The sequence below is a fragment of the Streptomyces sp. NPDC057002 genome (assembly GCF_042673825.1).
GTDB lineage: Bacteria > Actinomycetota > Actinomycetes > Streptomycetales > Streptomycetaceae > Streptomyces.
Window position 1 is genome coordinate 33213 of sequence record NZ_JBHURZ010000013.1, and the last position, 17073, is coordinate 50285.

Sequence of the window (17073 nt, forward strand, 5' to 3'; positions counted from 1 at the left end):
GTCATCGCGTCGTACTTCGTACGTCATATATGAGACGCGATACGCGAGATCCGAGAGGCGCGCATGACCTCTGTGCCCACGCCGATCCCCTCCCGCACGCAGTTCGTGCTGGAAGGGATCAAACACCGCATCCTCACCGGGCAGTTGACGCCGGGTCAGGCGCTGGTCGAGACCGAGCTCGCCGCACAGTTCGGGGTGTCGAAGACCCCGGTGCGCGAGGCGCTCAAGACCCTCGCCGGGACCGGCCTGGTCGTGATGAACCAGTACAAGGGCGTCACGGTGCGCCTGGTGGACGCGGACATGGCGCGCGAGGTCTACGACGTACGGCTGCTGCTGGAACCCGAGGCGCTGAAGCGCGCCGTACAGCGCGGGGCCTCCCTGGACGCCGCCCGTGAGGCGCTGACCAGGGCCGACGCGGCCATCGACACCGCCGAACGCTCCCTCGCCAACCGGGAGTTCCACCGCGCCCTGTACCTGCCCTGCGGCAACCCGCTGCTCGGCCGGATGCTCGACGAGGTCCGCGACCAGGCCGCCCTGGTCTCCGCCGTCGCCTGGGCCGCCTCGCCCTCCTGGGAGCGGGAGGCCGGCGAGCACCGCGAGATCCTGCGGCTCGCCCTCGACGGCGACGCCGACGGCGCGGCCCGCGCCCTCCACTCGCACATCGCGTCCTTCGTGCGGCGCGCTTTCCCCGAGGCAGGACTGGAACAGGAAGGTCAGCGATGAGCAGCGTGGCGTTCGAGACCCAGCGGGCGGCCCTGGCCGACGTGGTGGCGATCCCGGTGACGCCGTTCGCCGAGGACGGCTCCGTCGCAGGCGACACCTACCGGGCCCTGCTGCGCCGTCTGCTCGACGGCGGCATCACGACCCTCACCCCGAACGGCAACACCGGCGAGTTCTACGCCCTGACCCCCGAAGAGCGCCGTCTGGTCACCGAGTTGACCATGGACGAGGCCGGGGACCGGGCCGTCGTCCTGGTCGGGGTCGGACACGACGTGCCGACCGCCATCGCCTCCGCCCGGCACGCCCGTGAGCTCGGCGCCCAGATGGTGATGGTCCACCAGCCCGTCCACCCCTACGTCTCCCAGGCCGGCTGGGTCGACTACCACCGTGCCGTCGCCGAGGCCGTGCCCGAGCTGGGCGTCGTCCCCTACGTCCGCAACCCGCAGCTCACCGGTGCCCGGCTGGCCGAACTCGCCGACGCCTGCCCGAACGTCATCGGCGTGAAGTACGCCGTCCCGGACGCCGCCAGGTTCGCGGGCTTCGCCCGGGACGCCGGCCTTGAGCGGTTCGTGTGGGTGGCGGGGCTCGCCGAGCCGTACGCGCCCTCCTACTTCTCCGCGGGCGCCACCGGCTTCACCTCCGGCCTGGTGAACGTCGCCCCGGCCGTCTCCCTGAACATGATCGAGGCGCTGCGCTCCGGCGATTACCCGGCCGCCATGAAGGTCTGGGAGCAGATCCGCCGCTTCGAGGAACTGCGTGCCGACAGCGGCTCCGCCAACAACGTCACCGTCGTCAAGGAGGCCCTCGCCTCCCTCGGACTGTGCCGCCGCGAGGTCCGCCCGCCGAGCAGGCCGCTGCCGGAGGGCGAGCGCGCCGAGGTCGCCGCCATCGCCGCGGGGTGGTCGATATGACCGGCAGGCTGCGTCCCGAGGAGCTCAGGAGCCATCAGTGGTACGGCGTCGAGGGCCAGCTGCGCACCTGGTCGCACAACGCGCGTATGCGGCAGCTCGGTTACGAGGCGGAGGAGTACCGGGGCCGCCCGGTGATCGCCGTCCTGAACACCTGGTCCGACATCAATCCCTGCCATGTCCATCTGCGCGAGCGCGCCGAGGCGGTCAAGCGGGGGGTGTGGCAGGCCGGCGGCTTCCCGCTGGAGTTCCCGGTCGCCACGCTCTCCGAGACGTACCAGAAGCCGACCCCGATGCTCTACCGCAACCTGCTCGCGATGGAGACCGAGGAGTTGCTGCGGTCGTACCCGATCGACGCGGCGGTGCTGCTCGGCGGTTGTGACAAGTCGACGCCCGCGCTGCTCATGGGCGCCGCCTCGGCCGACGTACCGGCGATCTTCGTGCCGGCGGGGCCGATGCTGCCGGGTCACTGGCGCGGTGAGACCCTCGGGTCCGGCACCGACATGTGGAAGTACTGGGACGAGCACCGCGCGGGCAACCTGACCGACTGCGAACTCAGGGAGCTTCAGGGCGGACTGGCGCGTTCTCCCGGTCACTGCATGACCATGGGGACCGCGTCGACGATGACCGCGGCGGCGGAAGCCCTCGGTATGACGCTGCCGGGCGCCTCCTCGATCCCGGCGGTCGACTCCGGGCACGAGCGGATGGCCGCCGCCTCCGGGCGCCGTGCCGTGGAGCTCGCCTGGACCGCGCTCAAACCGTCCCGGATCCTCACCCGCGAGGCTTTCGAGGACGCCGTCACCACGGTGCTCGGACTCGGCGGCTCCACCAACGCCGTGATCCACCTGATCGCGATGGCGGGGCGCTGCCGGGTCGAACTCACCCTCGACGACTTCGACCGCATCGCCCGCACCGTGCCTGTGCTGGCCAACGTCCGGCCCGGCGGACAGACGTACCTCATGGAGGACTTCTACTTCGCCGGTGGTCTGCCCGCCTTCCTCTCGCGGATCACCGACCTGCTGCACCCGGACCGGCCCACCGTCAACGGAACCCTGGGCGAGCAGATCGCGAACGCCGTCGTGCACGACGACGACGTCATCCGCAGCCGCGAGAACCCGGTCGCCGCCGAGGGCGGAGTCGCCGTGCTGCGCGGCAACCTCTGCCCGGACGGTGCCGTCATCAAGCACATCTCCGCCGAGCGGCACCTGCTCAAGCACACCGGCCCCGCCGTCGTCTTCGACGACTACAAGACCATGCAGCGCACCATCAACGACCCGTCGCTCGGCATCACCCCCGAGCATGTGCTCGTGCTGCGCAACGCCGGCCCCAAGGGCGGTCCGGGCATGCCCGAGTACGGGATGCTGCCGCTGCCCGACTACCTGCTCAAGCAGGGCGTCCGGGACATGGTCCGGATCTCCGACGCCCGGATGAGCGGCACGAGTTACGGCGCGTGCGTGCTGCACGTGGCACCCGAGTCGTACGTCGGCGGACCGCTCGCCCTCGTCCGCACCGGCGACGCCATCACCCTCGACGTAGCGGCGCGCACCCTTCAACTCCACGTGGACGACGAGGAACTGGAGCGGCGCAGGGCGGACTGGACGCCGCCGCCCACCCGGTACGAGCGCGGCTACGGCGCGCTCTACAACGAGCAGATCACGCAGGCCGACACCGGCTGCGACTTCGAGTTCCTGGCTCGCCAAGGCACAGTGCAGGACCCGTACGCGGGCTGAACCCACGCCCCGGACACGCACCACGGCACGGCACAGGCTCCACGCACCACCCCGCACCTCAGCACGACCCGGCACGACCCTGCCCGGGAAGAAAGCGCTTCCCGCGCACGCACCGACGCACGACGTACCACGACGTACTGAGAACGGAGAACAGTCATGGCCCAAGCCGCAGCCGTGGCGAAACCGCCCGCGCCACCCCGGCGGCGCCGGGCCTCCGCCACGCCGCGCAGGCTCCCGTACCTGCTGATCGCCCCGGCCGCCCTGCTCATGCTGGGTTTCATCGCCTACCCGGTCATCAGCGTCTTCTACTACAGCCTGCAGAACTACAACCCCACCAAGCCATGGCGGAACGGCTACGCGGGCTTCGACAACTTCGTCCACGCCTTCACGAAGGACCCGGTCTTCTGGGACACGCTGGTCTTCAGCGCCAAGTGGGTCTTCGTCGAGGTCGGACTCCAGCTGCTGTTCGGTCTCGCGCTGGCCCTCATCGTCAACCAGACCTTCGTGGGCCGGGGCCTGGGACGCGCCCTGGTCTTCTCCCCGTGGGCCGTCTCCGGCGTGCTCACCTCCGCGATCTGGGTGCTGCTCTACAACTCCCAGACGGGCATCACCCGTTACCTCGCGGACATCGGCATCGGCTCCTACGGCACGAGCTGGCTGTCGGACACCTCCACGGTGTTCCCGGCGGCGGTCGTGGCGGACCTGTGGCGCGGTGTGCCCTTCTTCGCGATCCTCATCCTCGCCGACCTCCAGTCCGTCTCGAAGGACCTGTACGAGGCCGCCGAGGTCGACGGGGCCAGCCGCATCAAGCAGTTCTGGCACATCACCCTGCCGCATCTGAAGGACGCCATCATCCTGTCCACGCTGCTGCGCGCGGTGTGGGAGTTCAACAACGTCGACCTGCTCTACACGCTGACCGGCGGCGGCCCGGCGGGGGAGACCACGACCCTCCCGCTGTACATCGCCAACACCTCGGTCGACGCCCACAACTTCGGCTACGCGTCCGCCCTGACCACGGTCGCGTTCGTGATCCTGCTCTTCTGCTCGATGGTCTATCTGCGGCTGAGCAAGTTCGGAGGCGACAACAAGTGAGCGTCAAGGAAGCCACCAAGGCGGCGCCCGCTCCCGTGCGAGACACCCCCGAACCGCCGCGGCCCACGAAGAGGAACCGCGCCTGGGACGAGGCACCCCGCTGGCAGGTCTATCTGCCCCTGGGGATCTACCTGGTCTTCACCCTCATCCCCTTCTACTGGATCCTGCTCTTCTCGCTGCGCCCGGCCGGCTCGACCTCGCTCGTGCCCTGGCCGATGACCTTCGAGCACTTCGAGAAGGTGTGGACGGAACGCAGCTTCGGCACCTACTTCACCAACAGCGTGCTCGTGGGCGTCGCCACCCTGCTCATGACGACGCTCGTCGCGCTGGCCGGCGGCTACGCCCTCGCCCGGTTCGACTTCAAGATCAAGCGTGCGTTCATGCTGGCGCTGCTGTGCTCCCAGTTCGTGCCGGGCGCGCTGCTGCTGGTGCCGCTGTTCGAGATCTTCGCCGAGCTCCAGATGATCAACTCGCTGGGCAGTGTCATCCTCGCCGAGACGGTCTTCCAGCTGCCGCTGTCGATGATCCTGATCAGCAACTTCATCAAGAACGTGCCGTACTCCCTGGAGGAGGCGGCCTGGGTGGACGGCTGCAACCGTATGACGGCCTTCCGGATCGTGGTGCTGCCGCTGCTGCGCCCCGGCCTGATCGCCGTCGGCTCGTTCGCCTTCGTCCACTCCTGGAACCACTTCCTGTTCGCCCTGATGTTCCTGAACAACCAGGACAAGCAGACGATCCCCGTCGGCCTCAACTCCCTGATGAGCGCGGACAGCGTCGACCTGGGCGCCCTCGCCGCGGGCGGCATCATCGCGGCCGTCCCGGTCGTGATCGTGTTCGCCTTCATCCAGAAGTGGCTGATCACCGGCTTCAGCGCGGGGGCGGTGAAGGGATGAGAGTCAGACAACTGGCTGTCGCGGCCGGGCTGTTGGGGCTCCTGTGCGTCCCCGCGCACGCCGAGGACCGGGACATCGGCCGCGACACCCTGCCCGCGAACGACGGCTGGGCCTCTGAGGGAGACGGCACCACCGGGGGCGCCGCCGCCGACGCCGAGCACGTCTTCACCGTCACCGACCGCGCCGGGCTGGTCCGAGCCCTCGACGGCGGCAGCGACACCCCGAAGATCATCAAGATCGCCGGGACCGTCGACGCCAACACCGACGACGACGGCGACCGGCTCGACTGCTCCGACTACGCCACCGGCGGCTACGCCCTGAAGAAGTACCTCGCCGCCTACGACCCCCGCACCTGGGGCTCCGCCAAGCCCGGCGGCCCGCAGGAGGAGGCCCGCCAGGCCTCCGCCGCCCGGCAGGCCGAGCGGATCGTGCTGCCCGTCGGCTCCCACACCACGATCGTCGGCCTCGGCGACTCGGCCGTCCTGAAGGGCGCGAGCCTCCAGGTGAAGAACGCCGACAACGTGATCATCCGCAACCTCGAGGTGCGGGACGCCTACGACTGCTTCCCCGTCTGGCAGCCCAACACCGGCGGCCTCGGCGACTGGAAGGCGGCCTACGACACGATCTGGCTGACCGGCGCCACCCATGTGTGGATCGACCACGTCACCGCGTCCGACCGAGGCCACCCGGACGCGAAGGAGCCCACCCACTTCGCCCGCAACTACCTGCGCCACGACGGTCTGCTGGACATCACGAACGGCTCCGACCTCGTGACCGTCTCCTGGAGCCGGTTCGCCGACCACGACAAGGCGATGCTCATCGGCAACGGCGACACCGCCACCGGCGACCGGGGCAGGCTCCGGGTCACCCTGCACCACAACGCCTTCGAGTCGGTCGTCCAGCGCGCCCCGCGCGTCCGCTTCGGGCAGGTGCACGTCTACAACAACCGGTACGAGATCACCGACGACTACCGCTACTCCCTCGGCGTCTCCACCGAGTCGAGGATCTTCGCCGAGAACAACGCCTTCCACGCCCCCGGCCATGTGGAGGTCGCCGACCTGGTCAAGAGCTGGAACGGCAGCGCCCTGCACCAGAGCGGCACCCTCTTCAACGGCTACCCGGTCGATCTGCTCGCGATCTACAACGCCTACAACTCGGGCAGTGAGCGCGATCTGACGGCCGACGTCGGCTGGACCCCCACCCTGCACGGGCCGGTCGACAGCGCGGCGGCGGCCGACCGGGCCGTGGCCCGCGGCGCGGGAGCGGGGAGGATCCCGTGACCGGTCGCATGATCGACGCCATGAACGACTCCATGAACGTGCCTCTGCCTGTCGTCCTCGCCGGCGCCCGAGGCCACGGCCGCTGGCACGTCGAGAACATCCGCCGGCTCCAGAAGCAGGGCATCGTCCGGCTCGTCGGTGTCTGCGAGCTGACGCCGCTGACCGAGGAGGAACTCGGCGACCTCGGCACGCCCGAGCAGTCCGCCGACTTCGGGGCCCTGCTGGACTCCACCGGCGCCCGGATCGCCGTGATCTGCACACCGATCCCGACGCACACCGACCTCGCGCTCACGGCGGCCGAGCGGGGTGTGCACATCCTGCTGGAGAAGCCGCCCGCCCCCTCCTACGCGGAGTTCCGCCGCATGGCCGACGGGGTCGCGGCGGCCGGTGTCGTCTGCCAGATCGGCTTCCAGTCGCTGGGCTCGCACGCCCTGCCCGCCATCCGCGAGATGGTCGCCGAGGGCGCGATCGGCACGCTGGTCGGGCTCGGCGGGGCCGGTGCCTGGGTGCGTGACGAGGACTACTTCCGGCGGGCGCCCTGGGCGGGCAAACGGCGGCTGAACGGCGTCGACGTGATCGACGGGGCGCTGACCAACCCCCTCGCCCACGCCGTCGCCACCGCCCTCGCCCTCGGCGGCAGCACCCGCGCCGAGCACGTCACCGGCATCGAGACCGAGCTGCTGCGCGCCAACGCCATCGAGTCCGACGACACCTCCTGCGTCCGGATCACCACCACGCAGGGCCACCCGGTGACCGTCGCCGCGACCCTGTGCGCCGAGGAGTCGGACGAGCCGTACGTCCTGGTGCACGGCAGCAGCGGCCGGATCACCTTCTGGTACAAGCAGGACCGGGTGCTGCTCCAGCGCGCGGGGCACGGCCCGGAGGAGTCCTACCACGGGCGCAGCGACCTGCTGGAGAACCTCGTCGCGCACCTCACCACCGGCGCGGCCCTGCTGGTCCCGCCGGAGGAGACCGGTGCCTTCATGAAGGTCGTGGAGGCCATCCGCACCTCTCCCGACCCGGCACCGCTGCCGGAGACCGCCTGGCACCGGATCCCCGGCGAGAACCGCCGTGTCGTACCCGGCATCGACGGACTTGTCGCGGCCGCCGCCGACACCCTCTCCCTCTACTCCGAACTCGGCGCCCCCTGGGCGCACGGGCACTTCTCGAACGAGGTGAGCACCAGATGACGAGCAACGACACCGCGGTCCTGCGCGTCGCGGGCCGGCCGGTCGGCCGGTACGTCACCCGGCCCGAGCTGCCGGTCCGGCTCTCCCCGCGCCCGTATCTGCATCCCGTCACCACTCTGTCCGGTACGGCGGTCACCGAGCTGAGCCCCGCCGACCACGCACACCACCTCGGCGTCGGTGTCGCCGTTCCCGACGTCGAGGGGTTCAACTTCTGGGGCGGGCGCACCTACGTCCGCGACCAGGGCCCGACCGAGCTGGACAACCACGGCTCCCAGCGGCACGTCGCGTTCCAGCTGCGCGACCCGGACGGCTTCGTGGAGGAGCTGCGCTGGGTGGCGGCGGGCGGCGAGCTGCTGCGCGAGCGCCGTACGGTCGCGGCCACCGAACTCACCGATCAGGCCTGGGCCCTGGACCTCACCTTCTCCCTCACCAACGTGACCAAGGACCCGCTGTCGATCGGCAGCCCGGCGACGAACGGGCGTCCGGGCGCGGCCTACGGCGGCTTCTTCTGGCGCGCCCGCAAGGAGGCCGCGCCCCCGGACGTCTTCACCGCCGGCACCGAGGGCGAGACCGAGGCGCACGGCAGGCGCGCCGACTGGCTCGCCCTGGCCGGCTCCAACTGGACGCTGGTCTTCGCCGGAGCCACCGTACAGACCCGCCGCGACCCGTGGTTCGTACGGACCGGGGAGTACCCCGGGGTGGGTTCCTCACTGGCCCACGACGCACGGCTGCCGATCCCGCCGGGCGAGACCGTCGTCCGCCGGGTCGTGACCGTCGTCGCCGACGGCCGTCTCGGCCGGGACGCCGCGGCCGCCCTGGTCCGCAAGGCGGTGAGCCCGTGACCACCGAGACCTACCGCAACCCGATCCTCGACGCCGACTGGTCCGACCCGGACATCGTCCGCGTCGGCGACGACTTCTACCTGACCGCCTCCAGCTTCGGCCGCGCCCCCGGCCTGCCGTTACTCCACTCCCGCGACCTGGTGAACTGGACCCTGGTCGGCCATGCCCTCGAACGCCTCGAACCGGCGGAGGCCTTCGAGCGGCCCAGGCACGACTGCGGCGTCTGGGCCCCGTCCCTCCGGCATCACGACGAACGCTTCTGGATCTTCTGGGGCGACCCCGACCAGGGCATCTTCCAGATCAACGCCCCCGAGATCAGGGGCCCCTGGACCCGGCCGCACCTGCTGAAGGCCGGCAAGGGCCTGATCGACCCCTGCCCCCTGTGGGACGACGAGACCGGCGAGGCCTATCTGGTGCACGCCTGGGCCAAGTCCCGCTCCGGCATCAAGAACCGCCTCACCGGGCACCGGATGCGTCCCGACGGCACCGAACTCCTCGACGAGGGCAAGGTGATCGTCGACGCCGACCGCATACCCGGCTGGTTCACCCTCGAAGGACCCAAGCTCTACCGGCACGACGGCTGGTACTGGATCCTCGCCCCCGCCGGGAGCGTCGAGACCGGCTGGCAGGGCGCCTTCCGCTCGCGCGGCTTCTTCGGGCCGTACGAGGAGAAGATCGTCCTGGAGCAGAAGGACACCGACGTCAACGGCCCCCACCAGGGCGGCTGGGTGCGCACCCCGGCCGGCGAGGACTGGTTCCTGCACTTCCAGCAGCGCGGCGCCTACGGCCGGGTCGTGCACCTCCAGCCGATGCGGTGGAGTCCCGACGGCTGGCCGGTGATCGGGGACGACGGCGCCCCCGTCGCCGTACACGAGCTGCCCGATCTGCCGCCGCAGCCGCCCGCCGCGCCCGCCACCGACGACGACTTCCCCGGCGGACGGTACGGCCGCCAATGGCAGTGGACGGCCAACCCGGGCGACGGCTGGGCCACCCAGCACTCCGGGGACGGGCTCAGGCTCACCTGCGTCCGCTCGGCCGACGCCCACGACCTGCGCAAACTGCCCAGCGTGCTCACCCAGCGGCTGCCCGGCGTGCCCCGCACGGTCGAGGTGGAGCTGCGGCTCGACAGCGACGAGCCCGGGGCCCGGGCCGGACTCGCGGTCCTCGGGGACGCGTTCGGCTGGATCGGCCTCCAGCGGGGCACCGACGGGACCGTGCATCTCGTGCACCGGTTCGCGGAGGGGGTCGCGGACACCGAACGCGACGCCGCCCACCCGCGGCTCGCGCCCGAGGGCCGGGCCCGGCTGCGGATAGAGATCGGAGCGGGCGCACGCTGCCGCTTCTCGGCCGACACCGGCGACGGCTTCCGGCCCTCGGGCCCGGTCTTCGCCGCCACCCCGTGGCGCTGGGTCGGCGCCCTGCTCGGCCTCTTCGCCCTCGCGCCCACCGGTCAGGGACACGCCGGGGCGGCGACCTTCACCCGGTTCCGGATCAGCCCCTCGTAACGCACCCGCCGTCGTACGCCTGTTGGGAGCCGCAATGACGCACTTCCGTAGCAAGCGCTTGTCGAGACCGGGGCACGGAAAGGTCGTGGCCGCAGTGCTCGGCCTCGTCGCCGCGCTGAGCCTCGGGGCGATGGGGGACGCCCAGGCGGCCCCGCCGTCGAAGACCGCGCCCGCCGCGGACCGCTGGACCGACCGCCCCCACGGCTTCGCCTCCCTCGCCGGCGGCACCACCGGCGGGGCGGGCGGCAAGGTCGTCACCGTCACCGACCAGGCCGCGCTGGCGAAGTACGCGGCTGCCGAGGAGCCCTACGTCATCCGTGTCAAGGGCGCCCTGAAGATGGACCCGTTCGGCACGGAGATACCCGTCGCCTCCGACAAGACCATCATCGGCGTGAGCGACACCGCCGAGATCGTGCACGGCGGCTTCACCCTCGACCCCGGCACGCACAACGTCATCATCCGCAACCTCACGATCCGCGACACCGCCATCGAGGGCAACTGGGACTGCAAGGACACCGACTACGACGGCATCCGCCTCGACACCGCCCACCATGTGTGGATCGACCACATACGGTTCTCGCGGATCTGCGACGGCCAGCTCGACATCCGCAAGGACAGCGAGTACGTCACCGTCTCCTACAACCGGTTCACGAACAACAACAAGACCTTCGGCATCGGCTGGACCCCGAACGTCAAGACCCAGATCACGGTCGACCACAACTGGTTCACCGGCACCAAGCAGCGCAACCCGTCCGCCGACAACTGCGCCTATGCGCACCTCTACAACAACTACCTGTCCTCGCAGCTCTCCGACGGCGACCCCGTGTGGACCTACGGCAACTGGTCGCGCGGCCGGACGAAGATGGTCATCGAGAACAGCTTCTACGACGGCGTCCAGCACCCCTACCAGGCCGACGCCACCGCTGAGCTGGTGCAGCGCGGGTCGGTCCTGCGGAACACCACGGGCCGGCACGACGCCTGGGGCACGGCGTTCGACCCCCGTGAGTTCTACGCCTACCGCCTCGACCCGGCCGCCGCCGTGCCCGCGCTGGTGAAGAGGTTCTCGGGGCCGCAGAAGCGGATCGGCGGCCCGGTCGAGCTGAACGTACCGGCCGACCACCCGACGGTGCAGTCCGCCGTGGACGCCGTGCCCGACGGCAACGACATCCCGGTGACCATCGCCGTCGCGCCGGGCACCTACCGCGAGAAGGTGTACATCCCCGCGAACAAGCCACAGCTTGTGCTGCGAGGGACCGGACGCGACCGCTCCGACACCGTCATCGTCTTCGACACACCCGCCGCGCAAGGGGGTTCGACGGGGAGCGCCACCGTCCGCATCGCCGCGAACGACGTCACCGCACGCAACCTCACCTTCAGCAACGACTTCGACGAGGCCGCGCACGAGCTCAACGGCGAGCAGGCGCTGGCCATGAAGACCACCGGCGACCGGATCGTCTTCGAGGACACGGCGTTTCTGGGCAACCAGGACACCCTGATGACCGACAGCCCCAAGCTGACCACCGTCAGCCGGGTCTACATCCGCGACTCCTACATCGAGGGCGACGTCGACTTCGTCTACGGCCGGGCCACGACCGTGATCGAACGGTCGGTCATCCGGGCGCTGAGCCGCGGCTCGGACACGAACAACGGCTACATCACCGCCGCCTCGACGTGGACGGGAAACCCGTACGGGTTCCTGATCAGCCGGTCGAAGATCGTGAGTGACGCGCCCGCAGGGACCTTCCACCTCGGACGGCCCTGGCACCCGGGCGGTGAGCCGGACGCCGTCGCCCAGGTGCTGATCCGGGACACCGAGCTGCCCGCCGCGGTCAAGTCCTCGCCGTGGACCGACATGAGCGGGTTCTCGTGGAAGGACGCGCGGTTCACCGAGTACCGGAACCACGGGGCCGGGGCCGGCGTGACCGCGGACCGGCCGCAGATGGGTGACGCGGACGCACGGACCCACACCGTCGCGCACTACCTCAAGGGCACGGACGACTGGGCTCCGTACGCCCGCCACCACTGACCCCCCACACGTTCACAGCCAGTTGGATCCAGAAGAAGAGAGCCGACCAATGAAGATCAGCATTCGCAGAAGCAGGCGAGCCGCCACGGCCGTCGCCCTGGGGGCCGCGCTCGCCCTGACCGTCACCGCCTGCGGCGACGACGGCAGCGGGGCGGGCGGTGACAAGGGTTCCGAGGGGAGCGGCAAGGGCGAGATCGTCTTCTGGGACAACAACGGCGGTGTCCGCACCGAGATCTGGAAGAAGATCATCGCCGACTTCGAGAAGGCCAACCCGGACATCAAGGTCGAGTACGTCGGGATCGCCGCCACCGAGTACCAGTCCAAGGTCGACACCGCCCTCCAGGGTGGCGGTCTGCCGGACGTCGGCGGTGTGGGCGCGGCGATGCTCGCCGGGTTCGCCGCGCAGGGCGCGCTGGAGCCGCTGGACGAGCGGCTCGGCGATTCGTCGCTGAACGGCAAGCTCAACAAGGACATGGTCGAGTCGCTGAAGGCGGCCGGCGGTGGCGACGACAAGTTGTACTCGATTCCGACCTCCGCGAACAACGGTGTGCTGTATTACCGCACCGACCTGTTCGAGAAGGCGGGCCTGGAGGAGCCCACGACGTGGGAGCGGTTCTACGAGGCCGCGGACAAGCTCACGAACAACGGCAAGAACGAGTTCGGCTACACCATTCGGGGTGGCTCCGGGTCCATCGCCCAGGCGCTGGACGCCATGTACGGGCAGTCCGGGATCACGTCGTTCTGGGACTCAAGCGGTGACAAGACCACGGTCAACGACCCGAAGAACGTGGCGGCGCTGGAGAAGTACGCGGCGCTGTACAAGAAGGTCACTCCGGCGGCCGACCTCAACAACGACTTCACGAAGATGGTCGCGCAGTGGGACTCCGGCACGATCGGGATGCTGAACCACAACCTCGGGTCGTACCAGGACCATGTGAAGGCGCTGGGGGTCGAGAAGTTCCGGGGTATTCCGCAGCCGGTGGGCGCCGGTGGCAAGCGCGTGCAGGTGTCCAACCCCGTGGACGGGCTGGGGCTGTTCAAGAGCGGCAAGAACAAGGAAGCGGCCTGGAAGTTCATCGAGTTCGCCACGTCCAAGGCGGAGAACTCGCGGTTCAACGAGGCGGCGGGGCAGGTGCCGGCGAACACGGACGCGGCGTCGGACGCGTGGATTTCGAAGGCCGAGCCTACGAAGCTGGCCGCTGACGCGTTGTCGGACGGGTCCACGACGATTGTGCAGTTGCCGTACTACCTGCCCGACTGGAACACGATTTCCAAGGCTGACAATGAGCCGAACTTCCAGAAGGTGCTGCTGGGGAAGATGAGTGCGAAGGAATTCTTGGACACGATGGCTGAGCAGTTGAACGCTGCTCAGGAGGAGTGGGACCAGCAGAACGGTTGATTTTCTGGGATTCGCCGTGGGACGGCCTGTGGATTGCAGGGTGCGGGCCGTCCCGTGGCTGGTCGCGCAGTTCCCCGCGCCCCTAAAGACAGGGAGTTGGTCTGGATGTCTCTTAGTCGAAGACAGGTTGCCGTCGCCGCTGTTGCCTCTGTGCCGCTCGTCTTGTCCGGTGCCAATGCGGCACTCGCCACCGGGCATCGCAGTCGCACCCTCTACATCGCCGGTGACTCCACCGCCGCCCAGAAATATGCTGCCGCCGCGCCCGAGACCGGGTGGGGGATGGCGCTTCCGTTCTTTCTTCACCGCTCTCGGTCCGTCTCCAATCACGCCGTGAACGGTCGGAGTTCCAAGAGCTTCGTGGATGAAGGGCGGCTCGATGCGATTCTCGATGTGATCGAGCCCGGGGATTTCCTTCTCATTCAGTTCGCTCACAATGACGAGAAGGCGGAAGACCCCACCCGCTACACCGAGCCCTGGTCGACGTATCAGGACTGTCTGCGGATGTACGTCGACGGTGCCCGGGCCCGTGGCGCGCGGCCCGTGCTCGCCACCGCCGTCGAGCGGCGGAGGTTCGACGCGGGCGGGAAGGCCGTGCCGACGCACGGTGAGTATCCGGCGGCCATGCGGGCGCTCGCCGCCGAGGAGCGGGTGGCGTTGCTGGACCTCCAGGCGCTGTCGCTCGCCCTGTGGCAGGAGCTCGGGGTCGAGGAGACGAAGACGTACTTCAACTGGACCGCGACCGAGCAGGACAACACGCACTTCAATCCGCCGGGCGCGATCGCCGTGGCCCGGCTCGTGGCACGGGAGCTGCTTCGGGCCCGGGTGCTCGGGCCGCGCGATGTCCGCCGGCTGGAGGCGGAGATCCCGGAGTCCTGGATCAGCTGGCCCGAGGCCGCCGCGTAACACCCCTCGACGCAGAAGGAAGAGAGCCGCACCATGAAGATTCAGAAGTGTCATGATCATGTCATTGGAAGAGTCGCTCTCCTGGCCGGGTGCACCGCGCTCGTGCTGTCCCTGGGCGGGACCGGCGCGCAGGCCCAGGCGCGGGACGTGGCGCGCCAGACCCTCGGGGCGAACGACGGGTGGGGTGCGTACGGCACCGGCACCAGCGGCGGTGCCGCCGCCGATGCCGCGCACGTCTACACCGTCAGCACCTGGGAGCAGTTCAAGGCCGCCCTGAAGGACGGTGGTTCCGCGCCCAGGATCATCAAGGTGAAGGGGATGATCGACGCCGTTTCCCAGGGCTGCGAGGCGTTCGAGGCCGAGGGCTACGACTTCCAGAAGTACCTCGCGGACTATGACCCCGCCGTCTGGGGGCACGACAAGCCGGTCAGCGGTGCGCAGGAGGACCTGCGGGCCGCGTCCGCCGCCCAGCAGGACAAGGCCATCAAGGCGAGCGTGCCGGCCAACACCACGATCATCGGCGTGGGCAAGAACTCCGGGATCCTCGGCGGCAGCCTCCAGATCAAGGGCGTCGACAACGTCATCGTCCGCAACCTCACCATCGAGGCCCCGGTCGACTGCTTCCCGCAGTGGGACCCCACCGACGACAACAAGACCGGCGCCTGGAACTCCGAGTACGACGGGGTCGTCGTCTACGGCTCCACCCATGTGTGGATCGACCACAACACACTGACCGACGGCCGCTACCCCGACAGTTCCCTGCCGTCCTACTTCGGCAAGACCTACCAGCAGCACGACGGGCTGGCCGATGTGGTGCGCGGCTCCGACCACGTGACCGTGTCCTGGAACTCGTTCAAGGACCACGACAAGACCATGCTGATCGGCAACAGCGACAGCGCCACCGCCGACGACACGGGCAAGCTGAAGGTCACGCTGCACCACAACCGCTTCGAGGGCATCGTCGAGCGGGCGCCGCGGGTGCGGTTCGGGCAGGTCGACTCGTACAACAACCACTTCGTGGTCACCAAGGGCCAGAAGTGGGGCTATGTCTACGGCATCGGCAAGGAGTCCCGGCTCGTCGCCGAGCACAACGCGTTCACGCTCGCGCAGGGCATCAGCCCGGGGAAGATCCTCAAGAAGTGGAACGAGGCGCCGGTCACCGCGAACGCCAACCACGTCAACGGCAAGGCCGTCGACCTGATCGCCGTGCACAACGCGGAGATCCCCGGGGAGACGCTCCAGTCGGGCGCCGGCTGGACACCGACGCTGCGTGCCGGTGTCGACCCGGCGAAGGCGGTCCCGGGCATCGTCAACGCAGGCGCGGGCGCCGGCCGCGTGCGCTGACCTGACCGGCCCCTCCTGAACAGGCCGGGGCGGCCCGCATCGCACCCCCGCCCCGGGGTGCGCCCGCCCCGGCCCTTTCCCCCGCCCGTACCAGCCGCACCGCGAAGGAGCAGCCGCATGCTCTCGCAGCCCCATGTCTCCCTGTCCCGCCGGGGGTTCCTCGTCGCGAGCGCCGCGGCGGGCGCCGCCCTCGGCCTCGCCGCCGGCCCCGCGCGGGCCGGCACCCGTCCGCGTCCGTTCGGCCGGTACGGCTCACCGGCCGCCCGCCGTGACCCCAAGACCCTGTACGTCCACCCGGGCGGCGCAGGGGACTTCACCACCGTCCGGGACGCCGTGGCCGCCGCGAGCGGCACGGGCCACACCCTGGTCATCGCCCCGGGCGTCTACCGGCAGACCGTCGCCGTCGACCCCGCCCGTACGGAGATGACCTGGATCGGGGCGAGCGAGGAACCCCGTGACGTCGTGATCGTGTACGACAACGCGGCCGGGACCCCGAAGCCCGGCGGCGGCACCCACGGCACCACCGGCTCCGCCACCACCACCGTGCAGGCCGACGGCTTCACCGCCCGCTGGATCACCTTCGCCAACGACTGGCTGCGCGCCGACCACCCCGACATCACCGGCACCCAGGCCGTCGCCCTCAAGGTCCAGGGCGACCGGTCCGCCTTCCACCACTGCCGGTTCCTCGGCCACCAGGACACCCTGTACGCCGACTCCATGGCACTGGGCACCTTCGCCCGCCAGTACTTCGCCCACTGCTACGCCGAGGGCGATGTCGACTTCGTCTTCGGACGGGCCACCGCCGTCTTCGACCACTGCCACTTCCGGACCCTGAACCGCACCGACCTGCCGGCCGCCCCGTACGGCTTCGTCTTCGCGCCGTCCACTGCCGGTGCCAACCCCCTCGGCTACCTGGTGACCAGGAGCCGCGTCAGCAGCGAGGCCCCCGACGGCCACTTCAAGCTGGCCCGGCCCTGGGTGCCCAGCTCCGACACCACCGCCCGCCCCATGCTCACCGTCCGGGACACCTGGCTCGGCCCGGGCATCGACGCGGTCGCGCCCTACACGAACATGGCGAGCGGCCATCCCTGGCAGTCGATGCGGTTCGCCGAGTACCGCAACGCCGGGCCCGGTGCCGTCGTGTCCGTGCCGGAGAACCGGCCCCAGCTCACCCGGGCGCAAGCCGCGTCGCACACCGGGCAGACGTACCTCGGCGACTGGCGGCCCTGTGCGTAGGGCCG

At 70.1% G+C, this 17073-nt stretch carries 14 protein-coding genes; all 14 read left to right on the forward strand.

The window, feature by feature from the left end; translation table 11 throughout:
* Positions 1-63 precede the first annotated feature (63 nt).
* The 14 genes from ACFT32_RS41915 (at position 64) to ACFT32_RS41980 (ending at position 17068) form a co-directional block, all read left to right on the forward strand.
* Positions 64-723: a GntR family transcriptional regulator gene (locus tag ACFT32_RS41915; RefSeq protein ID WP_382499696.1), complete on the forward strand. Its 660-nt coding sequence runs from the start codon at positions 64-66 to the stop codon at positions 721-723.
* Positions 720-1631: a dihydrodipicolinate synthase family protein gene (locus ACFT32_RS41920; protein ID WP_382499698.1), complete on the forward strand. Its 912-nt coding sequence runs from the start codon at positions 720-722 to the stop codon at positions 1629-1631. Before ACFT32_RS41915 ends, ACFT32_RS41920 begins: the two co-directional genes overlap by 4 nt.
* A complete protein-coding gene (araD, locus tag ACFT32_RS41925; RefSeq protein WP_382499699.1) occupies positions 1628-3358 on the forward strand; it encodes an L-arabinonate dehydratase in 1731 nt (576 codons plus the stop codon). Before ACFT32_RS41920 ends, araD begins: the two co-directional genes overlap by 4 nt.
* A gap of 156 nt (positions 3359-3514) precedes the next feature.
* Positions 3515-4450 carry a carbohydrate ABC transporter permease gene (locus tag ACFT32_RS41930; RefSeq protein ID WP_382499701.1) on the forward strand — a complete coding sequence of 312 codons (936 nt, stop codon included), beginning with the start codon at positions 3515-3517 and terminating at the stop codon, positions 4448-4450.
* Complete coding sequence (locus tag ACFT32_RS41935) at positions 4447-5343, forward strand: carbohydrate ABC transporter permease (protein ID WP_382499703.1); 897 nt, start codon at positions 4447-4449, stop codon at positions 5341-5343. The genes ACFT32_RS41930 and ACFT32_RS41935 overlap by 4 nt, the downstream gene beginning before the upstream one ends.
* Positions 5340-6623 carry a polysaccharide lyase family 1 protein gene (locus ACFT32_RS41940; protein WP_382499705.1) on the forward strand — a complete coding sequence of 428 codons (1284 nt, stop codon included), beginning with the start codon at positions 5340-5342 and terminating at the stop codon, positions 6621-6623. Before ACFT32_RS41935 ends, ACFT32_RS41940 begins: the two co-directional genes overlap by 4 nt.
* 20 nt (positions 6624-6643) lie before the next feature.
* The gene (locus tag ACFT32_RS41945; protein ID WP_382499926.1) at positions 6644-7813 is read left to right on the forward strand and encodes a Gfo/Idh/MocA family protein; all 1170 of its coding nucleotides are present in this window, start codon (positions 6644-6646) and stop codon (positions 7811-7813) included.
* Complete coding sequence (locus ACFT32_RS41950) at positions 7810-8655, forward strand: PmoA family protein (RefSeq protein ID WP_382499707.1); 846 nt, start codon at positions 7810-7812, stop codon at positions 8653-8655. The genes ACFT32_RS41945 and ACFT32_RS41950 overlap by 4 nt, the downstream gene beginning before the upstream one ends.
* Positions 8652-10160 carry a family 43 glycosylhydrolase gene (locus ACFT32_RS41955; RefSeq protein ID WP_382499709.1) on the forward strand — a complete coding sequence of 503 codons (1509 nt, stop codon included), beginning with the start codon at positions 8652-8654 and terminating at the stop codon, positions 10158-10160. The genes ACFT32_RS41950 and ACFT32_RS41955 overlap by 4 nt, the downstream gene beginning before the upstream one ends.
* 34 nt (positions 10161-10194) lie before the next feature.
* On the forward strand, positions 10195-12186 hold the full coding sequence (locus ACFT32_RS41960) for a pectinesterase family protein (protein ID WP_382499711.1): 1992 nt from the start codon (positions 10195-10197) through the stop codon (positions 12184-12186).
* Positions 12187-12235: 49 nt separating this feature from the next.
* The gene (locus ACFT32_RS41965; RefSeq protein ID WP_382499713.1) at positions 12236-13585 is read left to right on the forward strand and encodes an ABC transporter substrate-binding protein; all 1350 of its coding nucleotides are present in this window, start codon (positions 12236-12238) and stop codon (positions 13583-13585) included.
* A 105-nt stretch (positions 13586-13690) separates the two neighbouring features.
* Positions 13691-14488, forward strand: coding sequence for a rhamnogalacturonan acetylesterase (locus ACFT32_RS41970; RefSeq protein ID WP_382499928.1), 798 nt, complete (start codon positions 13691-13693; stop codon positions 14486-14488).
* Positions 14489-14521: 33 nt separating this feature from the next.
* Positions 14522-15832 carry a polysaccharide lyase family 1 protein gene (locus ACFT32_RS41975; RefSeq protein ID WP_382499714.1) on the forward strand — a complete coding sequence of 437 codons (1311 nt, stop codon included), beginning with the start codon at positions 14522-14524 and terminating at the stop codon, positions 15830-15832.
* Between the two features lie 117 nt (positions 15833-15949).
* On the forward strand, positions 15950-17068 hold the full coding sequence (locus ACFT32_RS41980) for a pectinesterase family protein (RefSeq protein ID WP_382499716.1): 1119 nt from the start codon (positions 15950-15952) through the stop codon (positions 17066-17068).
* Positions 17069-17073 lie beyond the last annotated feature (5 nt).